Below are 18,359 nucleotides of genomic sequence, written 5' to 3'. Positions count from 1 at the left end.
TTTTAAAAATACTCTTTTTATCAGGTTTTTTAATTATCATATTCTTCATCTATACTCATTTCAGTTTCAAGACCCTCCAACATTGAGTCTAAACTTTCTTTTATGTTCAATATATAAATTGGAACATACTCTTCTTCATCAAGTATTTCTTCCTGTAATTTAAATGGTGGAATTAATATTTCATCAAAGTTTATATTTAGTTTAGGGAAATCTTCTACTATTTCTCCACAGTTATCATATTCTTCATCTGCTAGAGAAATATACATATCTAAACTTTTTTTGTAGTAAAGTCCTGCAAGCATATATTCACACTTCTTACTCCCAAATTTAATACCTTCTTTATAATATTTTTCAGCTTCTGCATCATCATTTAATTTTAAATAAATTTGCCCTAAATTATATATTGATTCAACACAGCCTTGTGCTCTAGCCTTCTCATACCAGTATTTGGAATTAACATAATCTTTGTAAAACATATCATAAATAAGTCCTACCATGTGTTGAGCATATATATTATTTTCATTAGCAGGTGTATCAAGCATCATTTTAGATTCTTCTAGTTTTCCTTCTCTAAAATAAATTCTGCCTAAATGTATACGCGCATTCATATGATTTTTACTACTTGCCATCTCAAAATACTTTCTAGCATTTTTTGTATTTCCTAAATTCTCATATATACATCCCAATCTATAGCTAGATTTGGTATCTCCATTTTCAGATGCTTTTTTATACCAACTTATAGCTTCTTCTATGTTATTTAAATCTTCATATATATTCCCTAATTTTATTTGACAAGATACATTATTTGGAATTCTAGAATAATATGAAACTGCTTTTTCTATATCTTGATTTTGATAATATAAGTCTCCAAGATTCTCAAGAGAACTTTTACATCCAACAGCTATAGCATCTTCATAGTACTTTATAGCATTTTCATAATCTTTTTCTTCAAAATATATACCTGCTAGATTGTTTTTAGCTTCTGTTATATCATCTTCTGCTGCCATTTTATAATAAGTCTTTGCTTTTTCTATCTCATTCTCTCTATTATATAAATTTGCAAGTCTATATTTAGAAAGTGTGTGATTTTTTTCTATTGCTTTTTCATAATAATAAATTGCGTCTCCTAATTCTTCTTTTCTATCATATACATATGCAAGTCTATACTCAGATTTTACATCTTCTCTATCTGCACTCTTTTTATAATATCTCTCTGCTTCTTCCAAATTATCATTGATTTCCATAATCATACCCAAGTTAAAACAACCTTTCATATGACCAGACTTATACAATTGCTTATATAGACTTACTGTAGATTTATTGTCCTTCTTCTTTCCATTTAGTATTGCTAGATTATACTTCGCATCATCATCTAAAAGTACAGAACCTTTTTTATAATATTCATATGCCTCATCTTCTTTTTCTAAAAATGTATACAATACTCCTAGATTAAAACAAGCCTTACCGAGATTATTATCTGCTGCTTCTTTTAACCACTTTTCGCATCTTATAAAATCTTTCATTTTAAAATGGCATACACCTAAATTATTTTGTGCTTGTAAATATCCTATAGTAGCTATTTTCTCATACCAGTATATAGCATACTCATATCCATCTAATCTATAATACATATTACCTAAGTCAAATGCAGCATCTTCACTTCCATTCTTATATGCCATTGAATACCATTTTTCTGCTTCTTTAAATTGCTTTTTATTTTCATATATATTTCCCAAAGTATATTGAGATTTTACATAATTATCTAATGCTGCACTTTTATATAATTCTATTGCACTTTCTGTCTTTCCCATTTTTTCAAAAAGAGCTCCCTTAGTATGTATAACTTTGGGGTCACTAGATATATTTTTTATTTTTCTTATAGAAAATTTTGTGTTTTTCATTATTCGCTACCTACCCATTTTATAAAATATATTCTCTCAAACATTATTATACATTATAAACCATAATTAATGCTATAATATTGAATTTTTACCTTTTGTCACTATATTGTAATATTGAATTTTAAATTTTATAATCATTAGATTTTATTATTGAGTTGGTATATAATGTATATATAGGGGGGGACATTTTATGAATTTCAGCAATATTTTTGTTCAAGTTGCAGTTTTATTTATAATTATTTTAGTAGGATACTTTGTCAGAAAATTCAACTTATTAGATGAACACTGTACATCTAAACTTTCAAATTTGACAATGACTATTTTTTTACCATCTATGATAATTAGTTCTATGCAGATTAACTTTGATAATAAAATGATACAAAAAATACTACTATTATTATTTATATCCTTAGTTATGTATATAGTTTCTATTATAATTGCTTTTTTGTTAAAATACATTTTAAAATGTGAAGATACAAAAGACCTGGGGATATATCAGTATATAGTTGTTTTTTCAAATGTAGCTTTCATGGGTTATCCTGTAATTGAAGCAGTTCTAGGCCATGAAGCTATATTCTACACTGCTATTTTTAATCTACCATTTAACTTGTTTTCTTTTACTTTGGGAATTTACTTGTTATCTAAAGGTAGTACCACTAAAGGATTTTCAATGAAATCACTTATAAGCCCTGCTACAATAGCAGTAGTTATTGGTTTATTTTTATTTATAACAGGTCTTAGATTACCTCAGTTTATAAATGATCCACTTAAGATGTTAGGAGATATGACTACACCAATATCTATGATTATTATTGGTAGTTTGCTTGCTAATTCTTCAGCAATAGATTGTTTTGTAAATAAAAGATTATATCTAGTTACTATTGTAAGATTATTAGTACTTCCTGTGATTATATACTTTATTCTAAAAGGGTGGGTTAATGATAAAATGATTTTAGCTATACCAGTAGTAATTTCTTCTATGCCTGCTGCTGCAAATACTGCTATATTTGCTAATCAATATGATTCTAATGTAACACTAGCCTCACAATGTGTATTTTTTACGACATTATTTTCAGTTATATCAATACCTTTTATAAGTATTTTTTTACTATCTTGATTTATTCTTTTATGTATTATATAATAATAGACTCAATAAATTACAAATATAAACAATTTATTATAGTGTATTGATGGAATTTTTTCCTAGATATTTGTCAATAATATCTATATGTATGATAGAATAGGAGGCTTAAATATGGATATAGATTTACTCTTTAAAATAGTATTTGCTATAGTTGCTATAGGCGTTTCTGTAAAAATTATAAAAACTGTTGCTAGTCTAGCTTTTAAGGTAGCTTTGATATTGCTAATAATTCTATTTGTATATAGAATGTTTTTATAAATTTTCGATAATAAAGTTTTTAAAATATAATAGAGAAGTAATATTAAATTATCTTTAATGAAAATTCTTTATTAATAGATAATCTATTCTACTTCTCTATTTTTATTGGAATGAGTTAAATTAAATCTTTATTATATCTTCCCATGATATAAACATCTTCAAATTTTCCATCTCTAATTACAGCATATTTTTTAGTTCCTTCTATTTCAAATCCCAGTTTTTTGTATAAGTTTAATCCCTTTTCATTGTCTACAATTACTTCTAACCCTACTCTCATCAACTTAATCCAATTGTCTGCTATGTCTAAAAGTTGTTCCATAAGCTTTTGACCTACTCCTATACCATGATACTTTTCATCAACGGTTATTCCTAGTTCTGCACTATGTCTTAATCTTGGAGATGGATTCACATGTAAACCAGCAAAACCTATTACATTTTTTTCTCCATCATTATCAATTTCAGCCACAAACATATAATCATTTTCACCTAGAGAATCTAGCATAGCTATAGTTCTATCCAGCCTATCACTCATTAATGCTAGTGTATTTCTCATAACATTATATGCTCTTCTCATTTCATTAATCGATTTCGCGTCTTCCCTTCTTACTGGTCTTATTACTATGTCTAATGCTTTACTCATATTGTATTCCCCCCTAAACATAACCCTCTTTTTAAATTAATACCTACAATCTTTATTTTATACTGTTTAAATCTATGTATGCTTCTATTTGAGGTATATATATCATATTATCCTTTATATGTGTATTTCCAAACTCTTTTAGTTCAGTGCCATCTTTATCTTTAGTTATTTTGTATTTAATTGATTCTTCTCCTTCGTTTACTTCAGCATGAAAAAACATCCCTTCATATTGTTTAAATCTAAAATTAAAATTATCTTTAGTAAGCCTTATTATCATAATATTTTTTACTCCTTATACAATTGTTATTTTTAATTATTATTAGTTATACATAAATTGTTTATTCATATGAATATTATAACTTATCATTTATTTAGTATAAAGTCATAAATATAAATAACTATACCTATTTTACAATCTAACTTTAATTGATATATAATATATTTATATAAATTAAAGTCTGCGAGGTGAAATATGAGTAAAAAAATAAAATATTTTTCTTTAATCCTTTTTCCTATTGCTTTGTTTTTAAATTTCATAGCAAGTAAAATTCCACATATTGTTGAAAAATATTATTCTCAAGCCATAGATAAAAAAGTTATACAGCTATTAAGTAAAGTTTCAGGAATATTTCCATTTTCTATCTACGAAATTACAATGTACATAATAGTTATATCTATTTTTTTATTTTTATGTTCTATTGTATTTACAATTTTCAAAAAGAATAGAAATTTAAAGACATTTTTAAAGAATTCTATTTTAAATATATTATCCATTTTATCAATAGTTTATTTTCTTTTTGTAGTACTTTGGGGTATAAACTACAATAGAGTTCCACTCGAGAATACCCTTATCAACCAATACAATTTAAAAAACAACAGTTCTGTCCAATCAAAGCAACATAGTACTAAAGAACTTTCTGAGTTATATAAATTTTTGGTAGCTAAAGCAAATGAAACTAGAAAACTTACACTACAAGATAAAAATGGTGTCGTAAAATCTAATACAGATTATAAAGGTGTCATAAATAGAGCTCAATTAGGATATGATAAAATTTCATATATTTTACCTAGTGTTAGTGGTAGTTACTCTAAGCCAAAGTATGTTATTTCATCACATCTTATGTGTTATACAGGAATAACTGGTATATACTTTCCCTTTACAGGTGAGGCAAATATTAATATTGCAATCCCTGACTTATATATTCCTTGTACAGTTGGTCATGAAATGGCACATCAGAGAGGATTTGCTAGTGAAGATGAAGCTAACTTTATAGGTTATCTCACTTCAATAAAACATCCTGATATTGATTTTAATTATTCTGGCTATATTTTGGCCTTAAATTATACTGCTTCTGCTTTAAGCAAAGTTGACTATAAGGCATATGCTGATATTTCTGCTGGTATTTCAGAGTCTGTTCGTAGGGATTTAAAAAATGAGAGTGAATTTTGGCAAAGATATGAAGGTAAAATTGATAAAATCTCCAATGAGTTTAATAATTCTTATTTAAAAGCTAATGGAATTGCTGAAGGGACCCAAAGTTATGGTAAAATGGTTGATTTATTGCTAACTTATTATGAATTATATCCATATAATTAAAAGTATTTATAGAGAATGGGAAAATAGATAAAAAATAAAAAATTATTATTTTTATCTACTTTTCTATTATTTAATAGTTTATTTTTTATAAGTTCATTATTAAAAAACAAACTATTTCTAAGTATTTACTACATGTATACTTATGATACAAGGAAGAATTATAGTATATATTCTTAAATAGGTTCTAAAATGCATTACTATTTATATTAACATAATACATCAATAGTTTTAGTAACTAAATACTACAATAATAGTAATTATATTGCAGTACTACTATTGTAATTTTCATTTTAGCAAATATAATTTTATTATAATAAATACAGAATAGATTTTGATACTCACTTATATGATTGAATTAGAATATAGATTTCTTATATCTTTTCAAATTTACTTAATTAAAAATAGCTAGATAATTAAATACCATGAATAAAATTTCTTCCAAATGTATTGAATATCTAGCTATTTTATATTTATTGATTGTTACTATAACCTATCAATTTCCTCCAGTAACTCATCAACCAATTTATCACCATTAATCATTCTTACAATTTCACCCTTTTTAAATAAAAGACCTTCACCCTTACCACCAGCAATGCCTATATCGGCTTCTCTAGCCTCTCCAGGTCCGTTTACAGCACACCCCATAATTGCAACAGTAATATCTTTTTCCATACTACCAATTTTATCCTCAACTTCATTTACAACACTAATTAAATCTATATTACATCTGCCACATGTAGGACATGATATAACTTTAATCTTGTCATTTAAAAGACCCAAACTTCTTAAAATCTGTTTACCAACAACAACCTCTTCAACAGGGTCACCTGTCAAAGATATTCTGACAGTATCTCCAATCCCTTTAATAAGAAGTGCTCCCACACCTATAGAAGACTTTATTGTTCCTTTATGAACACTTCCAGATTCAGTAATTCCAATATGAAGAGGATAATCAACTTTCTGTGATATTAATTCATATGCATCAACAGTTTTATAAATATCAGATGATTTTAGAGAAATAACTATATTATAAAAACCTAAATCTTCAAGAATCTTAATATGTCCCATAGCACTTTCAACTAATGCTTCAGCAGTTGCAGAACCATATTTATTTAAAAGTTCTTTTTCTAAAGAACCCCCATTAACACCAATTCTAATTTTTAGATTTTTTTCCTTGCATTTCTCAACAACCATTCTAACTCTTTCTATGTTTCCAATATTACCAGGATTTATTCTAACACCATCTACACCCTGTTCTATAGCTTCAAGTGCTAACTTATAATCAAAATGTATATCAGCAATAACAGGTATATTTACATTAGACTTTATCTTTCCTATATTTTTAGCTGCTTCCATATCAGGAACAGCAACTCTAACTATATCACAACCAGCTTCTTCTAATCTTTTTATTTGAGATATTGTAGCCTCTGCATCTCTTGTATCAGTATTTGTCATAGATTGTATGCTTATAGGATTTTCTCCTCCTATTTTTACACTCCCAACACTAACTTCTCTTGTCTGTCTTCTCTTGTAACTCATATTTCACCTCTATATATTATTTTATATTAAAATTATTCAATATCTTAAAAAATACTACAAACTACATATATATTATAAATTAAAAAGCTATATAGTTAAACAACTAAGAATAAATTTAACCTTTTAAAATTAATTTATTCTCACTTAAAACTACATAGCTTTTTCAAACTTTATATAAAGTTAAATTATTGAAATAACCTTAATATATCTTTATATGTTATAAAAAGCATAAATAACATTAAGGCTCCAAATCCAACTACATTTATCATACCTTCTTTATTTGGGTCAAGTTTTTTACCGCCTCTAACAGCTTCTAATAATAACATAAGGATTCTCCAACCATCAAGGGCTGGTATTGGTAATAAGTTTACTATACCTAGATTTAAACTTATGACAGCTGCCAAATAGACTACATTTATAAGACCTGTTTGGGCTGCATCTGATACCATACCAATAACACCTACTGGTCCTGCAACAGCATTACCAATTCCTCCTGGTACACGTCCTGTAACCATTTGACCTAAGAATGTTAACATCTGTTTTGTCATATCCACAGTAGTTTTACATGCATTTACTATTGAACCAAAGAAATCTTTTTCTCTTTGTGGCTGAATTCCTATTTCATACTTTCCATTGTTATCTTTAGGAATTACATTTACAACTTTATCATTTCCATCCCTAGTTATGCTAAGCTTCAATTCTCCACCAGAAGAAGTATTTATAATATTTGCAACTTCATCCCAAGTCTTAACAGAATTACCATTTATTTTATTTATCTTATCTCCTACTTGAAGTCCTACTGCTTGTGCAGGAGTATCTTGCATTATTTTTCCAAGTGTAGTAGTTGGAGAACCTATATACAAAAACACTGGTACTAAAAGTACTGCTGCCAGTATTATATTAAATATTGGTCCTGCTACAATAGTACTAAATCTTTGTAGTATAGATTTATTTCCAAAAGAATTTGGACTTATTTGTTCTTCGTCTTCACCCTCCATACTTACATATCCACCAATTGGAAGAGCTCTTATGGAATACTCTGTATCTTTTTTTACACTATATATCTTAGGTCCCATACCTATAGAAAACTCATTTACCTTAATCCCACTTCTTTTTGCAAATATAAAATGTCCTAATTCATGTATTAATACAATTATACTAAATAGTATTAATGCAGCTATTATAGTCATAAATTCACCTTCCTATTTTTTTATCAGATTTTCAACATAAGCTCTACTCCATCTATCTGTTTCTAAAATTTGTTCTAACGTTGGTTTGCTTATGCTTTTATGAACCTCTAAAGTTTTCTCTATGTAATATGGTATGTCATAGAAACCAATTTTATCCTCTAAAAATTCACTTACTAAAACTTCATTTGCAGAATTTAAAACAGAAGAATAAGTTCCACCCATCTTTAGACATTCATAAGCTAATTTTAAACATGGAAAAGTCTCTAAGTCTGGTTCTTCAAAGGTTAAAGTACTAAATTTTGAAAAATTCATTCTTTCAAAATTACTTTCCATTCTATCTGGATATGTAAGAGCATATTGTATGGGCAACCTCATATCTGGACATCCTAATTGTGCAATTATAGAACTATCTGTATACTGTACCATTGAGTGAATTATGCTTTGTGGATGAACTACTACATCTATATTTTCTTGTTTTACTCCAAATAGCCATCTAGCTTCTATTACTTCTAGTCCTTTATTCATAAGCGTTGAAGAGTCAATACTTATTTTTCTTCCCATACTCCAGTTTGGATGCTTTAAAGCTTCATTTTTAGTTATATTTAAAAGTTCTTCTTTTTTCTTTCCTCTAAATGGACCACCAGAAGCTGTAAGTATTATTTTTTCTATATTTTTATTATTCTCTCCATTTAAACACTGAAATATAGCACTATGTTCACTATCAACGGGAAGAATATTTACATTATATTTTTTTGCCTCTGCCATTACAAGCTCTCCAGCAGTTACTAATGTCTCTTTATTCGCTAATGCTATATCTATTCCCTTCTTTATAGCACAAAGTGTTGGGACCAATCCTATCATTCCCACAACAGCAGTTAAAAGTACATCAATTTCATCTAGTGATGAAATTATTTTTAAACCTTCCATTCCTGTTAAAACTTCTATCTCTATATTTTGTGGCAATATTTCTTTTAATTTTAATGCTTTGCTTTCCTCAAAAACTGTTACATATTTAGGTCTAAATTCTACAATTTGTTCAAGTAGTAATTCAATACTGCTATTAGCTGATATTGCAACTATCTCAAACTTGTCTCTATTTTCTCTAACTACATCTAAGGTTTGCTTACCTATAGAGCCTGTAGAACCTAAAATTGATATTTTTTTCATATAATAATCCTTTCTAATAATAAATATACCCTACCAAGACATTATAACACTACTAAAACAATTATTTTTACTATTCACAAAAACTTCATATAATTACTGGAAAAATATATTTAGTTTACATTATAGCATTACTCTTTAATTTTAATTTATTCACATATAGTTACTTTTATTTTTAATCCAATAAAACTCTATCTATTAAATTAAACCTTACCTATTCTTTATATGTTTTTTACAATATTATTAAAATATTTTAGCATCATTAAACATCCTTTTTTATTTCTACAACATCTTCTATTTTACAGTCTAGTGCTAAACATATCTTTTCCATTGTATCCATAGAAACAGACTTATCATTTCCTAATCTACCTAAAACAGAAATACTTATACCTGATATATTTACAAATTCCATCTTTCTTATTTTTCTATCAATTAGCAATTTCCACAATGGAGTGTATGAAATCATTTTATCACCTCTTCTAAAATCTATTTTATCATATTTTATCTATTTTGAAAAATTTTCATCTTTTTCGATAAATAATCACTTATTCAAAATCAGCTAAAAACATGTTCTTTCAATATTGATAAATAAATTCATTTTAATATAACAATAAATAGCAACTATCAAAAACATGTCTTAAAATAATCTGTATCTAATTAAAAAGCTTTACATAAAATTATATTTATTAACTTTAAGTAATTATAGAAGTAATTTCTTCTGATTATAAATTTGTATAATCATCATCCCAAGTTAACATAACATTCCAAAAAATAAAAAACTTCAATGTTACTTTTTATATAAATATGTTAAAATAAAACAAAGTAATGGATTAAAAAACTATACTATTAATAGAGGGTTATTAAATGAAACAGAGTGAAAAAAGAGAAAATGAATTTATAAAAAATAGATGGATTTTAGCTGTCATAGAAAAAGAAAAAAAGGTTACTTGTATTATTCGTTATTTACTAACAATACTTGCTATCATTGCTCTCCTTACTCCTATGAAAATTAAATTTTCCATCTATATATTTATATTACTATTCAGTTGGATGATGTATTTATGGCTATACCCTAAAATGCTACTAGAAATACCTAAAGCAAAAGAATCAAGAAAGTATTATATACCATTTCCTTTAACAGCATGTTCATTATCTATGTTAACTCTACTTTTATCAACAAACACCCTAAATACACCAAATAATGAAAGATTTAGTTTTTCTGCTATTTACATGATAGTGTTGTTAATTTTTTATGCCTTAGTATTAATTATCAAAAAAAGACATGAAACAAAACTTAAAGTATTACTGATTACCTTATCTACATTTATTCTTAGTTTTTCTACAACACCAGCATTAAATTATATAGCAACATTAGATAAACCTGAGTTTGAATTTGTAACAGTTGTTGATAAAGAAATAAATCCTTCTCGCTCTGGGAACGATTACTATCTTAAAATAAATGTAAATAATAAAATAAAAAAATGAAAGTTACTAATAACATGTATGATTCGACAAATAAAAACAACTCAGTTCAACTTTGTAAAAGAAAGAGTATCTTTGGTTATGAATACTGGACATTACACAAATAACATTATTACATTATTAATAAAATCAAATTGAAATCAACTCAATTATTATATGAACATTTTATTCTTATGATTATTAATCTAAATAAAGCCAATAAGAAAAAGCATTAGTTACATTACTAATACTTTTTATCTATTGCTAATTTTAATTACAAATTTTTAATTCTTCTAGCATGTTATGTTCTTATTACACTTTTACAATATTTATATTATTTTTCAGTCACATATTTATTAAAAAATTCTTTTTCTTCTATTGGTCTCGAAAAATAAAATTCTTGTCCCACATCACATTTAATAGTCTTTAAAAAATCTAAGTCTTTCTTAGTTTCAATTCCTTAACATACAACATACATATCTATACGATGTGACATTTTAATAATGTACTAAATGATACTTGTAGACTTTTTCTCAATTAAAGGTTTCTTTAAGTAAGCTTTTCTAAAATTGAATTAACTGGCTCTGATATTTCATTAAAAGCACTTTCAGTTACCTCTATTATAATGTATCTATATAACTTACAAATAACTAATCACTTAGTAAAGGTGATCACAAAAGCTTTGTAGTAACATGTGTTTGATTGATTTTATTTTTAGATGGAAAACATACAATATGTATTTTTACCTTCTTCTTTTGCTCTATACAATGCACTATCTGCACGATGATACAACTCGTAAAACTGTTTCCCATCTTCTGGGTATCTAGAAATACCTATACTTACACTTACTTCAAAACATAATTTATCATATGTAAACGTGGTATCTAATCTTTTTAATATATCATGACCTTTTTTTTGTAGGCTTTCTTTATCTCCATTATACTCCATAAATGCTATAAATTCATCACCTCCAACACGGCCAACAATATCTGTTTTCCTAAAATTACTTTTTAGACATTCCGCTAACTCAATTAAGATTTTATCTCCAAATACATGCCCCATAGTATCATTAACATCCTTAAAATTATCTACATCAATCATAAATAATGCATATTTCTTATTTTCATCAACTGATAGCAACATGTGTCTTATCTTTTCCTCAGTAGTACTTTTATTTAGTAATCCTGTCATTAAATCATTTTGAGATTGCTCAATTAACTTATTATACTCTCTCTTTTCTTCATCAATATTTCTTATTTTACCTAGTATCGATATAGTAGCATCTCCAATCTTATCAGGTTCATTAAATACTATAGAACACCATAAATGTACGTTATCTTTAGAACGTATACGTATCTCTATTGCTTCTGGCTTATTACCAATACGTGCATTTTCTAAAGCGTCAAGTAAAATCTGATGGTCTTCTTCATAAATATTTGATAATTGTTCAGAAATTGTTCCTCTTGGTTCTATCTCAAATATACTATAATAGTTATCAGAAAATGTTATTGTACCATCCTTAAAACTATATTCAAATAATATATCTCCCCATTGTTTTAAGGCTGTTTGATAGCGATTAACAAGTCTATTAGATTTTTTATCACTTTTTTCAGAAGTTACATCTGTTGCCTCTGTTACATCCACAATACTTGAATAAAAGTACTTCTTGCCATCTTTATCATTTTCACATAATCTAGAAATCGTTTCTAAAGAAATCAAACGATTATCTTTACATCTAACATGATAATGAAGTGTAACTATATCTCCAGAATTAACTTGGCTTATCATATCTCCAAGTACAACTCTTCTATCTTCTTCTATAATTAAATTGATATACTTTCCATCAAACTTACTTTTAATTTCTTTTTCTGTATAACCTATCAATGATATAAAGCTAGGAGAAATATAATCTAAAGTAAAATTTTCATCAAAATGGATACATTTTACACAAGCAGGAATATTATCTAAAACTCTTCTGTATTTCCAATAGGATTCTTCCATCTCTAAAGACCTTTTCTTAAGCCTATCATTTTCTATTATGACTACAATTAAACTTTTAGAACCCTGCTTACCTTTTACTACATTGCCTGTTCCAAGTATCCATATAGGAGTTCCATCAGATTTTACTACCCTAAATTCAATTGTAACTATATCGCTAATTCCAAGTTGCCTTCTAATTTCATAATTCACATATTCCATATCATCTGGATGCACAAATCCTAATGCTTGATTTTTAAATTTTTCTTCCATCTCTTTAATGGTATAACCTAACATCCTTCTATAGCCTTCATTACATGTAAGAAAAGTAAATTCAGGGTTCATTCCTACTTGAAATATGCCTGCATAAGCATTATCAACCAATTCTTTTATATTCATTGAATGTGTTGGAGTAAAGGCAGAATATACCATACTTTTTTCTTTTTCTATAGAAAGTTCTTTTGATATAACATCTTCCTGATAATTAATGCTCTCAATATTCTTTTCAAAGTAATGCTCATAAAACTTCTCTGCGTTTATAGGCTCATTATAATAAAATCCTTGCAATATTTCTGGTCTCATCTGTTCAATTATTTTTAAAGTTTCTTTATTTTCAATTCCTTCCACATAAACGGACATATTCATACTATGACATAGATTAATAATTTGAGAGACGATTTTTTGGTCTATTACATCATATGTAATACGGTTTAAAAGAGTATGATTAATTTTTAAAGAATCAGCACTTAGTTCACGAAAAATTTCTAAAGATGAATGTTTTGCTCCAAAGCTGTCGAATGTAATCTTAATACCTTGACTTCGAAGAAAATCAAAAGAACTCCTTATTTCTTCTATTTGTTTTATGTTATTATTTTCTGTTAATTCCAATGTAATCAGAGATGGAGATATACCCTCTTGCTTTATAGTGTCTAAAATAAAAAACTTGAAGCTAGGGTCTTCAAGCTGCTGATATGACACATTTATATTCATATTGAAATTTGGCATATATTTTGTCCATACTTTTAATTGCTTTAAAGCTGTTTTAATTACCCATTGACTAACTGTATCCATAAGCCCAGAAGATTCTAAAAAAGGTATAAATTCAGTTGGACCAAGTTTCATTTCAAAATTAGGATTTCTCCAACGAAGCAATACTTCGCATCCATATAGTTTCTTACTATTGTTAAAAATAAGTGGTTGATAATTTAAATAAAATCCTTTAAAATTATTTAATACACTTTCTCTTAGATACTCTATCAACTGTATAGAATACTGCGAAAAAGTCAACTCATCTTTTGAATAGACAATTAGTGTTTTTTTCCCTTGCTTTTTTGCTTTTTCAAATGTAACACGTGCATTTTGGTATAGTGTATCACAATCTATACCATCTTTTGGATAAAAACAAATACTTCCTGATATAGTAAATGAAATAGCATGTCCATTAATCTGTTTTATACATTGTGCGATATCTTGAAACCTATTAAAGAGTTTTGTTAATTCATAACAATCTCCATTTGGATACAAAATTCCAAAACCATTTCCATCTAATCTATATAAACTTATATCTTCAGGTAAAAAAGGTAAAATAGATTTAGAAAACTTTTTTAAAACCCTATCTCCAAATGAATAAGAATATAAGTTATTAATTTGTTCGAAATCATCAATTCCAATAAACATAATACCATATGGCTTTTTCTGTGTTTCTAGACTTGAAAGCATCATTCTCAAATTGTAATTTCCATTTAAATTCGTTAATTTGTCTATAATATTATTAGTTAACATGCCTATTAATCCATCCCCCCTAAATTGCTTTAACTTCTTGAAATAAACTTTTTTCTATTATTTTTTTAATTCCAATCATATTTTCTAGTTATGAAAATTTATATATATATAATAAATTCTTACCTAATTCAAAAGCTATTTTTATACTGGTATACTTTAAATTTACATCATCAACTTGATGATGTTGAAGATGGAGTACCTAATATATTTCAATAAACAATTAAAATATATTATTTATTGAGAATTTAACTATTTGAATTTATTTTATCATATTTTGGAAATATTTTCCTTTTTTTTGATATATTACTTAAATTATACCCATACTTATCAAATAAAATCAATAATATACTTATGACTTATTAATTATACATAAAAATAAAATTTATAATTGAGAATAAATTAGTTATATTCAGATATATAGCTTATAAAAAGATACTATATTTAAAAATGTCGAAATTATTAAATAAAAAAATGAAAATAGCCATGTAACTAAATACTCACAGAATTCTTCTGCTTTTTAAAAGTTACATAGCTATTTTCATTACTAGCAATTATAGACTGCCTTTTTAAAACCAACCAATCTTTATCTAATAAAAAATTTAATAGTATTATATACAAAAGGTGCTACTAATATAACACTATCGAATCTATCTAATATACCCCCATGACCAGGTATTATCTTTCCATAATCCTTTATCCCTACATATCTCTTTATTGAGGATGCAAATAAATCTCCTAATTGAGCTATTATACTTCCTATGCTTCCTATTATAGCCAATTGAAGCAAATCAATACCAAATAAATACCCAAATAAAATACAACTAAGTGTACTTCCTATTATTCCTCCAATAGCTCCTTCTACAGTCTTTTTAGGACTCACTTTAGGGATTAACTTATGTTTGCCAAGTAAATAGCCACTAAAATATGCAAATATATCTGTCATAAAAGATATTACAAATATAAGCCATACATAGATATTCCCTCTTTCAAAGCTATTTATAGTTATAACTATAAAATCTAAAAATACTCCTATATAAAAAACTCCTAAAAATGTAATCGAAACATCTATAACATTGCTTTTGCCCATCAACATATAAATTATACTTGCTAAAAATAAAATGAAAAGCACTGCATAAGTATATTCCAATGGTAAGTTAAAAATATTTTTTACAGCTAAATAAATAGAAAATATATACCCTATAATAAATATTGGATGTATATCTTTTATTTTAAATGCTTTATAAAATTCATGTAATGCAATATAAACTATTGCCATCTCAGCTATATAAAGAGGAATTCCTCCATATACAACAAATAGAAATAATGGAACCAGAGCTAGTGAAGCAATAATTCTTGTAAGCATAAAATAATCTCCTTACTTAAGTCCTCCAAATCTTCTATCTCTTTTTTGATATAAATATATAGCCTTTTGTAATTCTTCTTTGTTGAAATCAGGCCAATGTATATCAGTAAAGTAAAACTCAGAATAAGCAACTTCCCAAAGTAAAAAGTTACTCAATCTTTGTTCCCCACTTGTTCTTATGACCAAGTCTGGATCTGGTATAGACTTTGTGCTTAAATAGTTTTTTATAATATCTTCATCAATATTGTTTATATCTATTTTACCACTTTCACAATTTTTTACTATATCTATAAGAGCATTTTTTATATCTGCCCTACTTCCATAGTTCAATGCTAAATTTAAGTTAACTCCTGTATTGTCTTTTGTCATTTCCTTAGCTGAATTTAATTCTCTTATACAAGTTTTTGGTAAAGCACTTATCTCTCCTATAGCTGTTACTTTTACATTATTTTGATGCAGTTCAGCTATTTCATTTCTTAAGTATGTAGATAATAAGTTCATAAGTGTATCAACTTCAAGTTTTGGTCTTTTCCAATTTTCTGTTGAAAATGCATATAGTGTCAAGTGCTTAACACCTAAATTTGAACATTCTTTAACTATATCTCTTATAGTTTCTACTCCAGCCTTATGTCCTGCAGTTCTTGGAAGAAATCTGGATTTTGCCCATCTTCCATTCCCATCCATTATAATAGCAATATGAGTAGGTATGTTATTTAAGTCTATGTCATACATGATGTTGTTATTCATATTTTGCCTCCAATATTGTTCTGACTCCTTAAATTAAGGAGTCAGAAAAGTATGTGATTATTAGTTCTACACTATCACCTATCTCAGATATTTTTATAACTCTAGGAACTACAAGTTTATCTTTATCCTTTTTACCTTCAATAGATTTTATGGTATAAGCTACATTTTGTTCATCAAAATATTGTTTTACCTCATCTATATGAAGACCTAAAAGGTTATAATATTTTTTCAATATTATACCTCCATTATATCCTTTTCTTTTTTAGCCAATAATGTATCTATTTCTTTTATAAATTTATCAGTCATTTTTTGAACTTCATCTTGTGCTTTCTTTAATTCATCTTCTGTTATTTCTCCGCCTTTTTCCATTTTCTTAATTTTTTCATTGGCGTCTCTTCTTTCATTTCTTATTCTAACTTTAAATTCTTCTGAAGCTTTACTGGCCTTTTTAGCTAATTCTTTTCTTCTTTCCTCTGTTAAAGCTGGTACAGAAAGTCTTATAACTTCACCATCATTTGATGGATTCAATCCTAAATCTGAGTTAGCTATAGCTTTTTCTATTTCATGCATAGCAGATTTATCCCAAGGAGATATCATTAGTATTCTTGGCTCTGGTACAGATATAGCACCAATTTGATTTATTGGAGTTGGAGTTCCATAATAATCAACTCTTATTTTGTCTAACATTTGTGCATTGGCTCTTCCTGCTCTTATAGTTCCAAATTCGAACTTTAAAGCATCAATTGTCCCATTCATTTTCTCTTCTAACTGCTTATGTATTTCTAGTTTCATAATTTTACTCCTCCTTCATTCTTCATTATTTTACAGTAGTTCCTATATTTTCACCTTTTACTGCTCTTATTATATTCTCCGTTGTAAGCTCAAATACCTTTATTGGAATCTTATTATCCATACATAAAGATGTAGCTGTAGAATCCATAACTTTTAATTCTTTTTGTATAACTTCCATATAGCTTAATTCTGTAAATTTCTTAGCATCTGCATGTACTTTTGGATCTTTGTCATATACTGCATCAACATTTTTAGCTAACAAAATAACTTCTGCTTCCATTTCAGCAGCACGTAAAGCAGCAGTTGTATCTGTTGTAAAGTAAGGGTTTCCAGTTCCTGCACCAAATATAACAACTCTTTCCTTTTCTAAATGTCTAACTGCTCTTCTTCTTATATATGGTTCTGCAATTTGTCTCATATCTATAGCAGTTTGAACTCTTGTAGCAACGTCTATATTTTCTAGTGCATCTTGTAATGCCATTGCATTCATAACTGTAGCTAACATACCTATATAGTCAGCAGTAGTTCTATCCATTCCTTCGCTAGTTCTACCTCTCCAGAAGTTTCCGCCACCTACAACTACAGCCACCTCAACACCTATTTCTTGTATTTTTTTAATAGCAATAGCAATATCATTAACTACATCATTATTTATACCAAAACCTCTTTCTCCCGCTAATGCTTCTCCACTTAATTTTAACAATACCCTTTTGTACATTGGTTTATCCATCAGAAACCTCCTATTTCAATCCTTCATATCCATTTTTTCTATTTTTTAAAAAAGAGAACACCTGCGTGTTCTCT

17 protein-coding genes are annotated in these 18,359 nt (G+C 27.2%); 4 read left to right on the top strand and 13 right to left on the bottom strand.

Going from position 1 to position 18,359, the window contains the following annotated elements; genetic code table 11:
* Positions 1-29: 29 nt before the first annotated feature.
* The gene (locus tag IC173_RS05890; protein WP_227434775.1) at positions 30-1,901 is read right to left on the bottom strand and encodes a tetratricopeptide repeat protein; all 1,872 of its coding nucleotides are present in this window, start codon (positions 1,899-1,901) and stop codon (positions 30-32) included.
* 190 nt (positions 1,902-2,091) lie between these two features.
* On the opposite strand from IC173_RS05890, the gene IC173_RS05885 reads away from it, so the two are divergent.
* Both IC173_RS05885 and IC173_RS05880 read left to right on the top strand, forming a co-directional pair.
* Positions 2,092-3,018, top strand: a complete 927-nt coding sequence (locus IC173_RS05885) for an AEC family transporter (RefSeq protein ID WP_227835461.1) — start codon at positions 2,092-2,094, stop codon at positions 3,016-3,018.
* A gap of 138 nt (positions 3,019-3,156) precedes the next feature.
* A complete protein-coding gene (locus IC173_RS05880) occupies positions 3,157-3,303 on the top strand; it encodes a hypothetical protein (RefSeq protein ID WP_227434777.1) in 147 nt (48 codons plus the stop codon).
* Positions 3,304-3,418: 115 nt separating this feature from the next.
* On the opposite strand, the gene IC173_RS05875 is transcribed toward IC173_RS05880, so the two are convergent.
* Positions 3,419-3,943 (bottom strand): GNAT family N-acetyltransferase, encoded by a 525-nt coding sequence (locus IC173_RS05875; protein ID WP_227850988.1) that lies wholly within the window; start codon positions 3,941-3,943, stop codon positions 3,419-3,421.
* Positions 3,944-3,995: 52 nt separating this feature from the next.
* Complete coding sequence (locus IC173_RS05870; protein ID WP_227482555.1) at positions 3,996-4,220, bottom strand: hypothetical protein; 225 nt, start codon at positions 4,218-4,220, stop codon at positions 3,996-3,998.
* Positions 4,221-4,415: 195 nt separating this feature from the next.
* On the opposite strand from IC173_RS05870, the gene IC173_RS05865 reads away from it, so the two are divergent.
* A complete protein-coding gene (locus tag IC173_RS05865; RefSeq protein WP_227824008.1) occupies positions 4,416-5,540 on the top strand; it encodes a DUF3810 domain-containing protein in 1,125 nt (374 codons plus the stop codon).
* Positions 5,541-6,023: 483 nt separating this feature from the next.
* On the opposite strand, the gene ispG is transcribed toward IC173_RS05865, so the two are convergent.
* The 4 genes from ispG to IC173_RS05845 form a co-directional block, all read right to left on the bottom strand.
* Positions 6,024-7,079 carry a flavodoxin-dependent (E)-4-hydroxy-3-methylbut-2-enyl-diphosphate synthase gene (gene ispG, locus IC173_RS05860; protein WP_227855290.1) on the bottom strand — a complete coding sequence of 352 codons (1,056 nt, stop codon included), beginning with the start codon at positions 7,077-7,079 and terminating at the stop codon, positions 6,024-6,026.
* A gap of 185 nt (positions 7,080-7,264) precedes the next feature.
* Positions 7,265-8,269: an RIP metalloprotease RseP gene (rseP, locus tag IC173_RS05855; protein ID WP_227434782.1), complete on the bottom strand. Its 1,005-nt coding sequence runs from the start codon at positions 8,267-8,269 to the stop codon at positions 7,265-7,267.
* A 12-nt stretch (positions 8,270-8,281) separates the two neighbouring features.
* Positions 8,282-9,436 (bottom strand): 1-deoxy-D-xylulose-5-phosphate reductoisomerase, encoded by a 1,155-nt coding sequence (locus tag IC173_RS05850; protein WP_227855289.1) that lies wholly within the window; start codon positions 9,434-9,436, stop codon positions 8,282-8,284.
* A gap of 259 nt (positions 9,437-9,695) precedes the next feature.
* Positions 9,696-9,899: a helix-turn-helix domain-containing protein gene (locus tag IC173_RS05845; RefSeq protein WP_227434784.1), complete on the bottom strand. Its 204-nt coding sequence runs from the start codon at positions 9,897-9,899 to the stop codon at positions 9,696-9,698.
* Positions 9,900-10,297: 398 nt separating this feature from the next.
* Here IC173_RS05845 and IC173_RS05840 point away from each other — a divergent pair, with 398 nt between their 5' ends.
* Positions 10,298-10,918, top strand: a complete 621-nt coding sequence (locus IC173_RS05840; RefSeq protein ID WP_227855288.1) for a hypothetical protein — start codon at positions 10,298-10,300, stop codon at positions 10,916-10,918.
* A gap of 690 nt (positions 10,919-11,608) precedes the next feature.
* On the opposite strand, the gene IC173_RS05835 is transcribed toward IC173_RS05840, so the two are convergent.
* From IC173_RS05835 to pyrH, 6 genes are all read right to left on the bottom strand, one after another.
* Positions 11,609-14,653 (bottom strand): diguanylate cyclase domain-containing protein, encoded by a 3,045-nt coding sequence (locus tag IC173_RS05835; RefSeq protein ID WP_227482549.1) that lies wholly within the window; start codon positions 14,651-14,653, stop codon positions 11,609-11,611.
* 583 nt (positions 14,654-15,236) lie between these two features.
* A complete protein-coding gene (locus tag IC173_RS05830; RefSeq protein ID WP_227855287.1) occupies positions 15,237-16,016 on the bottom strand; it encodes a phosphatidate cytidylyltransferase in 780 nt (259 codons plus the stop codon).
* Between the two features lie 12 nt (positions 16,017-16,028).
* Positions 16,029-16,763, bottom strand: a complete 735-nt coding sequence (locus IC173_RS05825) for an isoprenyl transferase (protein ID WP_227434789.1) — start codon at positions 16,761-16,763, stop codon at positions 16,029-16,031.
* Between the two features lie 28 nt (positions 16,764-16,791).
* Positions 16,792-16,995, bottom strand: a complete 204-nt coding sequence (locus tag IC173_RS05820; protein WP_227434790.1) for a hypothetical protein — start codon at positions 16,993-16,995, stop codon at positions 16,792-16,794.
* Positions 16,996-16,997: 2 nt separating this feature from the next.
* Positions 16,998-17,555 carry a ribosome recycling factor gene (gene frr / locus IC173_RS05815; protein WP_227434791.1) on the bottom strand — a complete coding sequence of 186 codons (558 nt, stop codon included), beginning with the start codon at positions 17,553-17,555 and terminating at the stop codon, positions 16,998-17,000.
* Between the two features lie 25 nt (positions 17,556-17,580).
* The gene (gene pyrH, locus IC173_RS05810) at positions 17,581-18,285 is read right to left on the bottom strand and encodes a UMP kinase (protein ID WP_003430597.1); all 705 of its coding nucleotides are present in this window, start codon (positions 18,283-18,285) and stop codon (positions 17,581-17,583) included.
* Positions 18,286-18,359 lie beyond the last annotated feature (74 nt).

The sequence above is a fragment of the Clostridioides sp. ES-S-0048-02 genome (assembly GCF_020658495.1).
In the GTDB taxonomy this organism is placed as follows: Bacteria; Bacillota; Clostridia; order Peptostreptococcales; family Peptostreptococcaceae; genus Clostridioides.
The sequence above is the reverse complement of the archived record's forward strand: the minus strand, read 5'-3'. Positions and strand labels throughout refer to the sequence as shown.

Bases quoted from the DNA above. Each gene is read 5' to 3' on its own strand.
- IC173_RS05890 (WP_227434775.1), bottom strand. From the start codon at position 1,901: ATGAAAAACACAAAATTTTCTATAAGAAAAATAAAAAATATATCTAGT.
- IC173_RS05885 (WP_227835461.1), top strand. From the start codon at position 2,092: ATGAATTTCAGCAATATTTTTGTTCAAGTTGCAGTTTTATTTATAATT.
- IC173_RS05880 (WP_227434777.1), top strand. From the start codon at position 3,157: ATGGATATAGATTTACTCTTTAAAATAGTATTTGCTATAGTTGCTATA.
- IC173_RS05875 (WP_227850988.1), bottom strand. From the start codon at position 3,943: ATGAGTAAAGCATTAGACATAGTAATAAGACCAGTAAGAAGGGAAGAC.
- IC173_RS05870 (WP_227482555.1), bottom strand. From the start codon at position 4,220: ATGATAATAAGGCTTACTAAAGATAATTTTAATTTTAGATTTAAACAA.
- IC173_RS05865 (WP_227824008.1), top strand. From the start codon at position 4,416: ATGAGTAAAAAAATAAAATATTTTTCTTTAATCCTTTTTCCTATTGCT.
- ispG (WP_227855290.1), bottom strand. From the start codon at position 7,079: ATGAGTTACAAGAGAAGACAGACAAGAGAAGTTAGTGTTGGGAGTGTA.
- rseP (WP_227434782.1), bottom strand. From the start codon at position 8,269: ATGACTATAATAGCTGCATTAATACTATTTAGTATAATTGTATTAATA.
- IC173_RS05850 (WP_227855289.1), bottom strand. From the start codon at position 9,436: ATGAAAAAAATATCAATTTTAGGTTCTACAGGCTCTATAGGTAAGCAA.
- IC173_RS05845 (WP_227434784.1), bottom strand. From the start codon at position 9,899: ATGATTTCATACACTCCATTGTGGAAATTGCTAATTGATAGAAAAATA.
- IC173_RS05840 (WP_227855288.1), top strand. From the start codon at position 10,298: ATGAAACAGAGTGAAAAAAGAGAAAATGAATTTATAAAAAATAGATGG.
- IC173_RS05835 (WP_227482549.1), bottom strand. From the start codon at position 14,653: ATGTTAACTAATAATATTATAGACAAATTAACGAATTTAAATGGAAAT.
- IC173_RS05830 (WP_227855287.1), bottom strand. From the start codon at position 16,016: ATGCTTACAAGAATTATTGCTTCACTAGCTCTGGTTCCATTATTTCTA.
- IC173_RS05825 (WP_227434789.1), bottom strand. From the start codon at position 16,763: ATGAATAACAACATCATGTATGACATAGACTTAAATAACATACCTACT.
- frr (WP_227434791.1), bottom strand. From the start codon at position 17,555: ATGAAACTAGAAATACATAAGCAGTTAGAAGAGAAAATGAATGGGACA.
- pyrH (WP_003430597.1), bottom strand. From the start codon at position 18,285: ATGGATAAACCAATGTACAAAAGGGTATTGTTAAAATTAAGTGGAGAA.